At 61.7% G+C, this 12,271-nt stretch carries 13 protein-coding genes; 11 read left to right on the top strand and 2 right to left on the bottom strand.

Translation table 11 applies throughout. The annotated features are described in order from the left end of the window. The first annotated feature begins 31 nt into the window (after window positions 1–31). The 10 genes from ACEE43_RS06765 to ACEE43_RS06720 all read left to right on the top strand — a co-directional run bounded on the left by ACEE43_RS06765 (window position 32) and on the right by ACEE43_RS06720 (window position 8,175). Window positions 32–847 (top strand): SGNH/GDSL hydrolase family protein, encoded by an 816-nt coding sequence (locus tag ACEE43_RS06765; protein WP_449108021.1) that lies wholly within the window; start codon window positions 32–34, stop codon window positions 845–847. A 544-nt stretch (window positions 848–1,391) separates the two neighbouring features. Next, the gene (rpmB, locus tag ACEE43_RS06760) at window positions 1,392–1,628 is read left to right on the top strand and encodes a 50S ribosomal protein L28 (RefSeq protein ID WP_083090534.1); all 237 of its coding nucleotides are present in this window, start codon (window positions 1,392–1,394) and stop codon (window positions 1,626–1,628) included. Between the two features lie 2 nt (window positions 1,629–1,630). Next, window positions 1,631–1,801, top strand: a complete 171-nt coding sequence (rpmG, locus tag ACEE43_RS06755) for a 50S ribosomal protein L33 (protein WP_185173514.1) — start codon at window positions 1,631–1,633, stop codon at window positions 1,799–1,801. 3 nt (window positions 1,802–1,804) lie between these two features. After that, window positions 1,805–2,110: a 30S ribosomal protein S14 gene (gene rpsN / locus ACEE43_RS06750; RefSeq protein WP_237187198.1), complete on the top strand. Its 306-nt coding sequence runs from the start codon at window positions 1,805–1,807 to the stop codon at window positions 2,108–2,110. Between the two features lie 79 nt (window positions 2,111–2,189). Beyond that, window positions 2,190–2,477: an HU family DNA-binding protein gene (locus ACEE43_RS06745; protein ID WP_237197087.1), complete on the top strand. Its 288-nt coding sequence runs from the start codon at window positions 2,190–2,192 to the stop codon at window positions 2,475–2,477. A gap of 136 nt (window positions 2,478–2,613) precedes the next feature. Beyond that, window positions 2,614–3,189, top strand: coding sequence for a hypothetical protein (locus ACEE43_RS06740; protein ID WP_237199891.1), 576 nt, complete (start codon window positions 2,614–2,616; stop codon window positions 3,187–3,189). 42 nt (window positions 3,190–3,231) lie between these two features. Further along, window positions 3,232–3,843 (top strand): copper resistance CopC family protein, encoded by a 612-nt coding sequence (locus ACEE43_RS06735; protein ID WP_237197083.1) that lies wholly within the window; start codon window positions 3,232–3,234, stop codon window positions 3,841–3,843. 34 nt (window positions 3,844–3,877) lie between these two features. Further along, window positions 3,878–4,534, top strand: a complete 657-nt coding sequence (locus ACEE43_RS06730) for a copper chaperone PCu(A)C (protein WP_449108022.1) — start codon at window positions 3,878–3,880, stop codon at window positions 4,532–4,534. A 110-nt stretch (window positions 4,535–4,644) separates the two neighbouring features. Beyond that, complete coding sequence (locus tag ACEE43_RS06725; protein WP_449108023.1) at window positions 4,645–5,997, top strand: Dyp-type peroxidase; 1,353 nt, start codon at window positions 4,645–4,647, stop codon at window positions 5,995–5,997. 30 nt (window positions 5,998–6,027) lie between these two features. Next, on the top strand, window positions 6,028–8,175 hold the full coding sequence (locus ACEE43_RS06720) for a cytochrome c oxidase assembly protein (protein ID WP_449108024.1): 2,148 nt from the start codon (window positions 6,028–6,030) through the stop codon (window positions 8,173–8,175). A 96-nt stretch (window positions 8,176–8,271) separates the two neighbouring features. Here ACEE43_RS06720 and ACEE43_RS06715 read toward each other — a convergent pair whose 3' ends face one another. Further along, window positions 8,272–8,481, bottom strand: coding sequence for a hypothetical protein (locus tag ACEE43_RS06715; RefSeq protein WP_237207512.1), 210 nt, complete (start codon window positions 8,479–8,481; stop codon window positions 8,272–8,274). A 236-nt stretch (window positions 8,482–8,717) separates the two neighbouring features. Continuing rightward, window positions 8,718–10,082, bottom strand: a complete 1,365-nt coding sequence (locus tag ACEE43_RS06710; RefSeq protein WP_449108025.1) for an amino acid permease — start codon at window positions 10,080–10,082, stop codon at window positions 8,718–8,720. A 254-nt stretch (window positions 10,083–10,336) separates the two neighbouring features. On the opposite strand from ACEE43_RS06710, the gene ACEE43_RS06705 reads away from it, so the two are divergent. Next, window positions 10,337–12,268 carry an NHL domain-containing thioredoxin family protein gene (locus ACEE43_RS06705; protein ID WP_449108026.1) on the top strand — a complete coding sequence of 644 codons (1,932 nt, stop codon included), beginning with the start codon at window positions 10,337–10,339 and terminating at the stop codon, window positions 12,266–12,268. Window positions 12,269–12,271 lie beyond the last annotated feature (3 nt).

Raw genomic sequence — 12,271 nt, 5'->3', positions numbered from 1 at the left:
TACCCACCTACTAGAGAAAGGCCTAGTCCACATGATGTCGATTCTCGGAAAAGACGAATCTATCCGTTACGTCGCCCTGGGAGATTCCTTCAGCGAAGGGGTGGGGGACGACGCCCCCGACCGCCCCAACGGGGTGCGCGGCTGGACCGACAGGGTGGCCGAGCAGTTCATGCTGGCAGACCCGCAAGCCCAGTACGCCAACCTGGCGATCCGCGGGCGCCTGCTCGTGCCCATCATCGAAGAGCAGCTAGAACCTGCCCTGGAACTCAAACCCAACCTGGTATCCCTCGTGGGCGGCGGCAACGACTCCCTGCGCCCGGGCTTTGACGTTGACGCCCTGATGGTGCGCTATGACGCGGCCTTTAAGACCCTGCGTGATGAGGGTATTGAAGTCTTTACCATGACCGGTTTTGACCCCGGCCCCAAGGGCTTCTTCAGCGGTAACCGCGCCCGGGTTGCCCTCTTCAACGAGCTGCTGCGCGAGGTAGCGGACGACCGCGGCGTCACCATCGTGGACTACTGGCGTATGCACGAGCTTTTAGACCTGCGCTACTGGGCCCCCGACCGCCTGCACATGAACGCCGCTGGCCATACCCTGACCGCCCGCCGGGTGCTGGAAACCCTGAGCGCTGAGAACATTCGTATCGGCGACCCCGTCATCCCCGCGCCCCTGCACAAAACCCGGGTGCAAGAGGCCCTAGATAACGCTAAATGGGCCCGGGAATTTGTGGTCCCCTGGATCGGCCGCCGCCTGCGCGGCACCAGCTCCGGAGACAATATCAGCCCCAAGTACCCCACCTGGACCCGCTTTGATGTGCTGCCGGAAGAAGCTGACTCCGCCCTTTAACAGGTGGGTGCCGGGATTAAAAGACTTAAGCTGTTAACATCACACTTAAGATTACACGCGTGTAATTTACCCGGTTGGCAGGGGCGGACGCCGGTGCCTAGGTTTGCGTGGCAGGGGCGGAAAACCGCGGATTAAAGCCTGAGATGACTTGCGAAAAGTTAAAAGCCCGGTAGAATTGATAGAGGTTCAAACGCACCAATGAGTCTATGAAAAGCAGCTTGCGCACACCGGAGCAGGTAGCACCAGCACCGGCTGACGCAAGCTTTTTATTGGCCTCATAGGTTGCGTGGTATCCCGTAATTACCTAGACTTTAAGGCTGTTCGTAGTGGTGGCAACACCTCTCGTACACCTAAGCTTCACCGTTTTTCCCGCGGCGGGGATTCCCATCGGCCTCTCACCCGATGCGGAGTCTCAAACACTCTAGCCTTGGAGAATAACCCGGTGCTCTACCTATAGGTGACGGGACGCCCATTGCTGATCGCCAGAAAACTGGCGAACGCCAACTGCGTACCGTCATTTCGTCAACATTTGGAGGAGAAAACTATGGCAGCTGTCTGCCAGGTGACCGGAGCTGTTCCCGGCTTTGGACACAGCATTTCGCACTCGCATCGCCGCAACAAGCGTCGTTTCGATCCGAACGTACAGAAGAAGAAGTACTACGTACCCTCACTTCGTCGCAACGTAACCCTGAACGTCTCTGCAAAGGGCATCAAGGTTATCGACGCACGTGGTATCGACGCAGTAGTTGCTGACATCCTTGCACGCGGAGAGAAGATCTAAACATGGCATCAAAGGCTAAGGACGTACGTCCTATCATCAAACTTAAGTCCACTGCGGGCACCGGCTTCACTTACGTTACCCGTAAGAACCGCCGCAACAACCCCGATCGTATGGTTCTCAAGAAGTACGATCCCGTTGTCCGCAAGCACGTTGACTTCCGAGAGGAGCGCTAAACAATGGCGAAGAAGTCCAAGATTGCTCGCAACGAGCAGCGCAAGGTCATCGTTGCACGCTACGCTGAAAAGCGCCTGGAACTGAAGAAGACCCTGGTTGACGAAAACGCAACCCCCGAAGAGCGCGAAGCAGCCCGCGTAGGCCTGCAGAAGCTGCCCCGCAACGCTTCACCCGTTCGCGTTCGCAACCGCGACCAGATCGACGGCCGCCCCCGCGGTACCTTCCAGAAGTTTGGTATCTCCCGCGTGCGCTTCCGCGAGATGGCACACCGTGGCGAGCTGCCCGGTGTTACCAAGTCAAGCTGGTAATCTGTAGCTGATACGGTTAGCCTTGTGGACAGGGCTAACCCAGCCACTCACTTTTTGAAAGTCTCAGGAGGAGCATTCAATGGCTAAGAACCGTAGCGAACTCGTTGCAGAGGTTGCAGAGAAGGCCGGCACCAGCCAGGCAGCAGTGAACGGTGTGCTCGACGCACTGTTCCAGGTCTTCGAAGCATCTGTTGCACAGGGCGAGAAGATCACCATCCCCGGCTGGATGGCAATTGAGCGCACTGACCGTGCAGCTCGTACCGGTCGCAACCCGCAGACCGGCGAAACCATTCAGATTCCCGCAGGTCACGGTGTTAAGCTGACCGCAGGTTCAAAGCTGAAGGCAGCAGTCTCCACCAAGAAGTAAATTCTTGAACAGACTTTAAAAGGGTCACCCCGCTTATGGGGTGGCCCTTTTGCTATACCCGCAGAGCCAAAGCAGCCCGGCTGTGAGATAATAGGCAGGCAAGATACAACCAGCACACACCTGCAGGGGAGGAACCATGCGCCGAGGGCACCAGGTAGCCCGCTCCTGGCTTATCGCCAGCAGCGCCACCGGCCTAGGCGCCACCTCCCACCTGCTAGCCGGTGGGCACCTGCCCCACCCGCTCGTCCTGGCCCTTGCAACATCCCTAGCAGCCCTGCTAACCCTCGGCGTGACGAGACTCAAACTACCCCGCACCAGCCTGGCCCTCGGCGTCCTGGCAGGTCAGGGTATTCTGCACGCCCTCTACAGCCACGGCCAGCCCCTAGCTCCGGCTGCCGTAGGACATCATCACCACGGCGTTGAGCTGCTTCCGGGCGCTGTGGGTCTTGAACCTCTGACCCACGCCGGGCCCGCTATGTGGGCCGGGCATACCCTGGCGGCAGCTATTACCTTTGCCCTGCTCGCCTACGGGGAGCATCTACTTCTGGCCCTCCGCGCCCTGCTGGGTTATGTGCGGGCCCGTCTAGAACCTGCGCGGGTGCGTCCGCTCCTAGAAGCCCCCGTCCTGGCGGTCGCCGCTACCGCCGCCCACCTGGTCAGCCTGCTCGCCAGAACCTGCCGCGCCCCCCGCGGCCCGCCCGTCCTTGCCTAACTCCGAAACACCATTCACTTTTCGACAAGCAAGGACACTCCTATGTTTAAGGCTCGTACAGCCTCACCCACAACCCGTACCCTGATGGCCACAGCGGCCCTCGCCGCAGCTAGCCTGCTCGGCATGAACCCGGCTACTGCCCACGATGAACTGGTCTCCACCAACCCCACTGACGGGGCAACCCTCACCGAAGCGCCCGCCAGCCTAGAACTCACCTATAGCGGCGACATCATGGACGTGGACGGGGCCAACCAGGTGCGCGTCACCAACGCCGCCGGTGAAAGCGTCACCGATGGAGACCCCGAAGTGGACGGCACCGTGGTCACCCAGGACCTGGCCACCGCAGCTGCCGATGACACCTACACCGTCACCTGGCGGGTTGTCTCATCAGACGGCCACCCCATCCAGGGAACCTTCACCTACACCGTAGGGCAGGGCGGCAGCGCAACGAGCGCTACTACCCAGGCTGCAACCACCGGAGCGGCTGAACCCTCAGCAGAAAACACCGGCACTAGCACCCCGGCAGCTAGTGACCCTGTAAGCCAGGCATCAGAGGGACTTTCAACCCCCCTCAAGGTTGTGCTGGCCCTTGTGGCAGTAGCAGCCCTGGGCTCAGCCCTCGTTGTCGTGCTGGCCAAGACCAAGCGCAAGTAAGCCGTCCACCTCTCGCATTCGAAGAAGAAGCACCATGTCATCACAGAAATTTTTACCTGCCCTTACCCTGCCCGCTATCGCCCTGCTGGTTCTGACCGGATGCAGCAGCGCCGATACCTCAGCAACCAGCACCGCAAGCGCGAGCACCGGCGCTGCCGCTAGCGCCTCCGCCAGCGAGGGCAGTGCCCCGCTGACCGTCGACGAAGCCTGGATCAAGGCCAACAGCGGCGATATGACCGCAGCCTTTGCCACCCTCACCAACACCGGGGACACCCCCATCACCATCGAGGGTGCCAGCAACACCTCCGCCAGCATGGTCGAGCTACACACCACCGTCATCGACCCGACGAGCGGAACCAGCACCATGAAGGCCGTAGAAGGTGGCTTCACCATCGAGCCCGGTGCCACCCTCGAACTGGCCCCCGGCGGGGACCACATCATGCTCATGGGTATGAACTGTGCCCTCGCCGCAGGTACCAGTGACATCATCACCCTGCAGACCTCAGCGGGCGAGGTCAGCTTTGAAGCTACCGTGCGCGACTACGCCGGTGCCCAGGAAGAATACGCCCCCGGTGACGCCGCGAGTACCGCAGCTGATGCAGCAGCGAGCGAATCCACCGACCACTCCATGCACTCAGACCACGCCAGCGCCAGCGAATCAGCCGCCGCTGTGCTGCCCCAGTGCAACTAAGGCACCAGCTACCTCACCCACCCCTAGCTGCCGGTAGGTAGCAAGCGGCCTGCGCCGCCGTCCGCCCTGTGTGAGAGGCGGACGACGGTGCAGGCCACCCAAGGAACACCATGACTAGCTCATTTGACGAAGACCTCAACCGGGCCCTGAGCGGTGCAGAAACTGGCTCCAAGCTAGAAGACAAGCCGGGCGACCAAGAACAAGCTGCCCACCCCCGCGGGACCAACCGGCGCGTAGCTCTTGCTGGCGCCCTGGGCCTGGGTACCGGCGTAGCTGCCACTCTGGCAGGCCAATATGCTGCAACAGCTATGAACAAAGAGGGGGAGCAAGAGCCTCCCAGCCCGCCCCTGCAAGAAGCCGTCGTCCCCTTCTACGGCCCCCGCCAGGCGGGCATCGACACCCCCGCCCCCAGCTACGGCGTCTTTATAGCCCTGACCCTCAACACGGAACTCGACCGCGACGGCGTCCGCCGCCTGCTCACCGTGCTCACCGACGACGCCGCCCGCCTCACCGCAGGGCGGGCCCCCATCACCGACCAAGAACCGGAACTCGCGACCGTACCGGCTAACCTCACCATCACCTTCGGCTTTGGCGAGCGTATCTTCGATATCGTAGCCCCCGAGAAGAAGCCCTCCTGGCTGCGCCCCCTGCCCGCCTTCGAACAGATTGACCAGCTCCAAGAGCAGTGGAACGACGGCGATATGCTTCTCCAAATCTGCTGTTCTGACCGTTTCACCCTGGCCCACGCCCAACGCGTCCTGCTCAAAAACACCCGCAGCTTCGCTTCGGTGCGCTGGGTGCAAGAGGGCTTCCGCCGTGCCTACGGCAGCGAGCCGGACGGCATGACCATGCGCAACCTCTTCGGCCAGGTCGATGGAACCATCAACCCTTCCACCGGGGATGGAACCATGGAGTCCTACGTCTGGGGCAACCACGAGGAACTTACCCCCTGGGAAGAGGGCGGTACCTCCCTGGTTATCCGCCGTATCCACATGAACCTCGATACTTGGGACCAGGCCGACCGCCCTGCCCGCGAGGACGCCGTAGGGCGCAACCTCACCAACGGAGCCCCCCTGACCGGCACCGAAGAACGCGACCCCGCAGACCTCTCCGCAACGAACGACCTTGGCTTTACCGTCATTGCCCCCTACGCCCACATCCGCCGGGCCGCCGCCCAAAACCGGGTGGAGCAGATTCTGCGCCGGGGCTACAACTACGACCTGCCGGTGCAGAACGCCTCGGGCTTCTCAGAACACCAGCAGGTCAGTGGGGGAGTGAGCTCTACCGGCCTGATTTTCTGCTCCTACCAGGCAGACCCCGTCAAGCAGTTCCTCCCCATCCAGCAGCGCCTGGCCGAGCTCGATATGCTCAACACCTGGACGGTACCCATCGGCTCAGCGGTCTTCGCCCTACCCGCCGGCGCTCGCGAAGGTGGCTTCGTGGGCGAGGGCCTCTTCAACTAAATCACCATCGACAGGAATCAAGGTATAGACATGGCAGCACACGAGATGGAGCGCGGGCTCAAGCCCAGCTGGATATGGGCCTTCCCCGCAGCCTCCCTTGTCGCTCTGGTTTTGAGCCTGCTGGTGACCGGCTCAAACGCCGGTACCGACCTAGCGGACGCCGGCGCCCTGGTGCGCTGGGGCCTGCCGGTAGCTGAGAGCCTGCAAAACTTCTCGATGGCAGCGACCATGGGCTCCCTTGTCTTTGCCTTAGGGATAGTGCCCCGCTTCCTCGATTCGGCGCGAGGTCGGGTCAATGTCAATATGGCTCACGCAACCGATGCGGCCCAGCGGCAGAAGAACCTGCACCGCACCGAACACCCGGCCTTTACCCGGACCCTGACGCTGGCCTCCGCTGCCGCTATCACCTGGACTATCGCCGCCATCGCGGTGCTCATTTTCAGCTACGCCGATATTTCGGGTCGGTCGCCATCGGGCGGGGCCGACTACACCTCGGAACTCATCAGCTACATCACCACCATCGATTCGGGTAAGCAGGAGGCCACCAGCATTATCGTGGCTGCCACTGTAGCCACCCTGGTCTTTGCGGTGCGCTCACTCACCGGCCTGCTGCTGACCCTGGGCCTGTCGCTGGTTGGCATCGTGGCTATGGCCCTGGGCGGCCACTCATCGGGCGGCGATGACCACATGGGTGCGGTCAACTCCCTGGGCCTGCACCTGCTCGGTGTGGTGCTCTGGTGCGGTGGGCTCATGGTGTTGGCTTTTATCTCCCGCGACATTACCGGCGAGGACGCGGGCACCGGCACCCTGGCTGAGGGGCAGCGGGGTGCGGCATCGGCGTCCGCCCGTCGTGTGCCCCTGGCTGTGGCTGTGCTGCGCCGCTATTCCGTGCTGGCCCTTTTCGGGTTCGTGCTGGTGGTGCTCTCAGGCGTGGTCAATGCCCTGGTACGAATAAACAGCCTGGGGGATCTTTTTACGACCACCTATGGGGCGCTGGTACTGGCCAAGCTCCTGCTCACCCTGGTACTGGGGGCCTTCGGTGTAATCCACCGCCTGCGCCTGATTCCCATGATGCAGGCTGGCATGGTCAGCGCAGCCCGCGGCCTCTGGTACGCCATCGCCTGCGAGCTGGTGATTATGGGAGCCACCAGCGGCCTGGCTGTCTCGCTTTCCCGAACCCCGCCCCCTGCCCCCGAAACTCTGGACGCCGGAGCTGAGCCCGTCCGTATCATTACCCTTTACGATATGCCGCCAGAACCGCACCTTGCCGAGTGGTTCACCCAGTGGCGTTTTGACTGGTTCTGGGTAGCCTTTATCAGCTTCGCCGCCTTCTCCTACATCTGGGCTCTGCTGAAGGTCCGCCGCGCCGGTGGGCACTGGCCCCTGGCCCGCGTCCTCTCCTGGTTCCTGGGGCTCTTGGTGCTGCTCTATATCACCTGTGGTGCCCTCGCCGTCTACTCCATGGTGCTCTTCTCTGTGCACATGGTAGAGCACATGCTGCTGACCATGGTCTGCCCCATCTTCCTGGTGCTCGGTGCCCCCGTTACCCTGCTGCTACGTGCCCTTGAACCCCGCCAGGACGGCACCCGCGGGCCCCGTGAGTGGATTTTGCGTCTGGTGCACTCGGGCTGGTCTAAGGTCATCACCCACCCCATCTTTGCGGCGGTGAACTTTGCCGGGTCAATTGTGGTTGTCTATTTCACCCCTCTCTTCGGGGTCATGCTGCGTTATCACGTGGGCCATGAGTTTATGCTGATTCACTTCTTGATTACCGGCTACATCTTTAGCCTGGTACTGATTGGCATCGATCCTATTCCCCACCGACCCACCTACCCCATGCGCCTGATTATGATCATTGCGACCCTGGGCTATCACGCTTTTGTGGGTATCTCGATTATGCAGATGGACACCCTGCTACAGGCATCCTGGTTCGGCAATCTGGGCCGCCCCTGGGGCCTACCTGCCATTGATGACCAGAAGCTAGGTGGCTCGCTCATGTGGGCGATCGGCGAGATACCCACCATGATTATTGCCGTTGCGGTGGCAGTGCAGTGGTCCATGAACGATAAGAAGGTGCAAAAGCGTATTGATCGCCAGGCTGACCGCGATGGGGATGCCGAACTCAACGCCTATAACGACATGTTTGCGCAGCTGGCAGAAAAGGACGCCCGCCGCTAGGGCGGACCAGGCTCAGAGGCTCATTAGGGCAGAGAAAAACCCGGGTAAGTAGCTCTTGCCCGGGTTTTTTCTGTCTGTTTCCTCAGAGACGGTAAGTTAGGACGCCTGGCTCCAGGGCTGAACAGGAGTGGTGGCCTCCTGCGCCGGGGCTGCGAAACGGGTACCGCCAGAGGATTGCTGACTTCCTGGCTGGGGTACAGCGGGAAGTGAACCGCTGAGCGGGCTGACCTGCTCTAGTCGGGCGGAAATCTGAGAGATTTTCTCGAACAGGTTCGATGACGAGGGAGCTGCAGTGTGCTGGGTCATCAGAAGCCTCCAAACATCGTAAAGGTGGTTTCAGAAGGGTGCTAAGCGGAGCTGGGAAATCTCTGCCCGCCCCTGGGGGTCTCTTTAAATATAACCACCCCTAGACAGGCTTATTCTTTCTTTTACCTGGGAAAACCCTTGAAGAATGACTACTTGGGGGACAAGCTACTGAGGGGGCTGCCCCTAGATTGGCCAGAAGCGGGGCTGTGCAGCCCTGACCTGTCCCCCAAACATCTTTAGCTAGGTGATGAAACAGTCGTGCTATGACGGTGGGTGAAGGCTCCCAGTGTGGCCAGCACAGCCGCAACTGCGACCGATATCAGTACCTCTACGCGGTGGGCTTCGGTGAAACCCATATAGATGAGCAGGGCTAGCAGGCCCACAATCAGTAGGTAATTAACGACGACAGTGCCCTGCCCCCCGTCTAACCTGCGGCTTCGCAAGTGGGAGACAGCTACAATCAGCCAGACAAAAATACCTACCCCACCGGTGGAATTAACCAGCAACGAGAAAACCTGTTCGGGCATGAAATAGTTGAGGGCCACCGACACCACCCCGATAAGAGACGAGAGCACAATAGCGTTGCGGGGCGCCCGGGTAGTCGAAACTCGGGAGAAGGCGAGTGGGGCGTCCCCCTGCTCTGCCAGGGCAAAGACCATGCGCGAGGCAGCATAAAGACTAGCGTTCAAGCACGACAGCAGGGCCGTGAGCACCACAATATTCATGGCCAACCCGGCATAAGGAATACCCAGGGCCTCAAACATGGTCACAAAGGGAGAAGAACCCGCCGTCACCATCGTCCAGGGAATCACCAGCAGAGTCACCGCAATAGACCCCACATAGAAGAAAAGCACCCGGAAAATCACCGACCGCACCGCCTTAGCCACAGCAACCGCAGGGTTACTAGACTCACCGGCTGCCACCGTTGCAATCTCAGCCCCAAACATCGAAAAAATCACCGCCAACAGGGCGGTAAAAATTGCACCCACACCGTGAGCAAAGAAGCCGCCCCCCGCCGTGTAGTTAGCAAAGGACGCCGTGGAGTTAGGGATCAGCCCCAGCACAGCCAGCAGACCCACCACAATAATCACGGCAATCGCCCCAATCTTGATGGAGGAAAACCAGAACTCCGCCTCACCGTAAGAGCGCACCGACAGCAGATTCAAACCCATAAAAGCCAGAACCAGCACCAGAGCCACCAGCCACTGAGGAGCCGCCGGCCACCAGCCACTCACAATAGTGGCCGCCGCCGTGGCCTCAATCGCCACCGTCACCGACCAAAACCACCAGTACAACCAGCCCACCGAGAACCCAGCCCACCGGCCAATATAGCGACGGGCATAGACAGAAAAAGACCCCGTCTCAGGAGTACGGGCAGCCATCTCACCCAGCATCCGCATCACCAGCACCAATACAGTGCCAGCCAGCAGATAGGTCACAATAACGGCAGGACCCGCCGTCACAATAGCCGTCGATGAAGCCACCAAAAGGCCAGCACCAATCGCCCCGCCCATAGCAATCATCGACAGATGCCGCGGCTGCAAAGACCGGGCCAAACGGGTATCAGATACCGGCTGCTTTATCTCGCGTGTAAGCGTCACACATACCTTCTTGATATACAGCGCACCCACATGTGCGCACCTGCTTTAACCACCGGCGTCCGCAAAAACTTCCCGCCCGCGCACCCGGTGGCAGCTGCAGATAATCCTAACCGTTACGCAAGTGTTACGCACAGTTGAGTTCTATGACGCCGCCACCTACACACAGCGCAACAAATGACCCTGCCCCTAACAGCCAACTAGGCTGGTGGGTAACTGAACCCTGCGCCTGAGCCGCGCACCACAGAAGGAGAACCATGGCAGAGAATGCAGCCGCACGCCAGACCAAAGTCCGCGCCTCAGAACTCGTCGGCCGAGGCTGGCTCAACACCGGCGACAAGCAGCTTTCCCTCGAAAACCTGCGCGGAAAAATCGTCATCCTCGACTTCTGGACCTTCTGCTGCATGAACTGCCTGCACGTGCTCGACGAACTGCGCCCCCTCGAAGAAGAATTCGCAGACGTCCTCGTTACCGTCGGCGTGCACTCACCCAAGTTCGAACACGAAGCTGACCCGGTGGCGCTCGCCGCCGCCGTCGACCGCTACGACATCACCCACCCCGTGCTCGACGACCCCAACCTGGACACCTGGAACGCCTACACCGCCCGCGCCTGGCCCACCCTGGTCGTCGTCGACCCCGAGGGCTACATCGTCGCCCACCTCTCTGGTGAGGGCCATGTCAAGGGCCTCACCTCCCTGGTGCGCGAACTCGTTGAAGAGCACGAAGCCAAGGGCACCCTGCACCGCGGCGACGGCCCCTACGTGCCCCGCCCCAAGCCCCAGGGTACCTTTGCCTTCCCCGGCAAGGCCCTTGCCCTACCCGAAGACCTGGCCGGCCGCACCGGCACCTACCTGGTCACCGACACCGCCCGCCACCGTCTCGTCCAGGTCGAGGGTGACCTTGAAACCCCCCTGGCTAGCTTCGGTGGCCCTGAGAAGGGCTACGCGGACGGCGACGCCACCACCGCCCGCTTCAACGAACCCCAGGGCCTGGCCCTGGTCCCCGCCGAATTGCGCGAAACCCTGGGCGCGGACGTCCTGATCGCCGACTCCGTCAACCACCGGGTACGCGGCCTGCGCCTAGCCGACGGAACCGTCACCACCCTGGCAGGCTCCGGCGCCCAGCGCCTGATCGACGGCGACACCGCCCGCACCGACCCCAACGTCATTGCCGAGGGCGCCGATCCCCGCTCTGTCGCTCTGTCATCCCCCTGGGACCTGGTCTACTCCCGTGAGGCATCCGCCTTCCTGATTGCCATGGCAGGCACCCACCAGATCTTCAGCTTCGACCCCGCAACCGGCCAGCTGGCTGTTTTCGCGGGTACAGGTGCCGAGGGTCTTAAGGACGGCGCGGCTGCCGACTCCTGGTTCGCCCAGTCCTCCGGCATTATCGAAGCCCGTGACGGCTCCATCTGGGTTGCCGACTCCGAAACCTCCGCCCTGCGCCACATCACCTTTGATAGGGGTGCAGCGACCGTTAGCTCCGCTGTGGGCATCGGCCTCTTCGACTTCGGCTTTGTCGATGGCCCCCGTGAGGACGCCCGCATGCAGCACTGCCTCGGCCTGGTAGAGCTACCCGACGGCTCCATCGCCATCGCCGACACCTACAACGGCGCTATCCGCCGCTTCGACCCGGCGACCGGCGTCCTGGGCACCCTGGACCGCGGCTTCGCTGAGCCTTCCGACCTGCTGGTCGAGGAGACCGAGGACGGCGGTGCCCGCCTCATCGTGGTGGAAGCCAACGCCCACCAGCTGGTGCGTGTTGCCATCCCCGAGGCCATGCAGCACGTGGACGAGGGCGCCTCCCAGGTCACCCGTAAATCCACCCAGCTAACCGGTGGAACCCTGGACTTCACCGCCCGCTTTAGTGCCCCCACCGGTCAGAAACTCGATACCCGCTGGGGCGACCCCACCCAGCTCAAGATTTCATCTACCCCCGAGAACTTCATCCTTGAAGGCGCGGGCACCTCCCAGGGCCTGACCCGTCACCTGGTGCTCAACCCCGAGATCACCGAGGCCGTCCTGCACATTACTGCCCGGGCTGCTGCCTGCGACGGTGAACCCGGCGGCGAAATTCCTGACCACGCAGCCTGCCACCTCTACCAGCAGGACTGGGGCCTACCCGTCATCGTCACCGGGGATGCCGCAGACGAGTCTGATCTGGTGCTAGACCTGCGCGGGGTGAACTAACTA

It is taken from the genome of Rothia sp. 11254D007BW (genome assembly GCF_053548195.1).
The sequence above is the reverse complement of the archived record's forward strand: the minus strand, read 5'-3'. Positions and strand labels throughout refer to the sequence as shown.

What these genes read in the sequence shown, in the direction of transcription:
- ACEE43_RS06765 (WP_449108021.1), top strand. Translation starts at nt 32, where the DNA reads ATGATGTCGATTCTCGGAAAAGACGAATCTATCCGTTACGTCGCCCTG.
- rpmB (WP_083090534.1), top strand. Translation starts at nt 1,392, where the DNA reads ATGGCAGCTGTCTGCCAGGTGACCGGAGCTGTTCCCGGCTTTGGACAC.
- rpmG (WP_185173514.1), top strand. Translation starts at nt 1,631, where the DNA reads ATGGCATCAAAGGCTAAGGACGTACGTCCTATCATCAAACTTAAGTCC.
- rpsN (WP_237187198.1), top strand. Translation starts at nt 1,805, where the DNA reads ATGGCGAAGAAGTCCAAGATTGCTCGCAACGAGCAGCGCAAGGTCATC.
- ACEE43_RS06745 (WP_237197087.1), top strand. Translation starts at nt 2,190, where the DNA reads ATGGCTAAGAACCGTAGCGAACTCGTTGCAGAGGTTGCAGAGAAGGCC.
- ACEE43_RS06740 (WP_237199891.1), top strand. Translation starts at nt 2,614, where the DNA reads ATGCGCCGAGGGCACCAGGTAGCCCGCTCCTGGCTTATCGCCAGCAGC.
- ACEE43_RS06735 (WP_237197083.1), top strand. Translation starts at nt 3,232, where the DNA reads ATGTTTAAGGCTCGTACAGCCTCACCCACAACCCGTACCCTGATGGCC.
- ACEE43_RS06730 (WP_449108022.1), top strand. Translation starts at nt 3,878, where the DNA reads ATGTCATCACAGAAATTTTTACCTGCCCTTACCCTGCCCGCTATCGCC.
- ACEE43_RS06725 (WP_449108023.1), top strand. Translation starts at nt 4,645, where the DNA reads ATGACTAGCTCATTTGACGAAGACCTCAACCGGGCCCTGAGCGGTGCA.
- ACEE43_RS06720 (WP_449108024.1), top strand. Translation starts at nt 6,028, where the DNA reads ATGGCAGCACACGAGATGGAGCGCGGGCTCAAGCCCAGCTGGATATGG.
- ACEE43_RS06715 (WP_237207512.1), bottom strand. Translation starts at nt 8,481, where the DNA reads ATGACCCAGCACACTGCAGCTCCCTCGTCATCGAACCTGTTCGAGAAA.
- ACEE43_RS06705 (WP_449108026.1), top strand. Translation starts at nt 10,337, where the DNA reads ATGGCAGAGAATGCAGCCGCACGCCAGACCAAAGTCCGCGCCTCAGAA.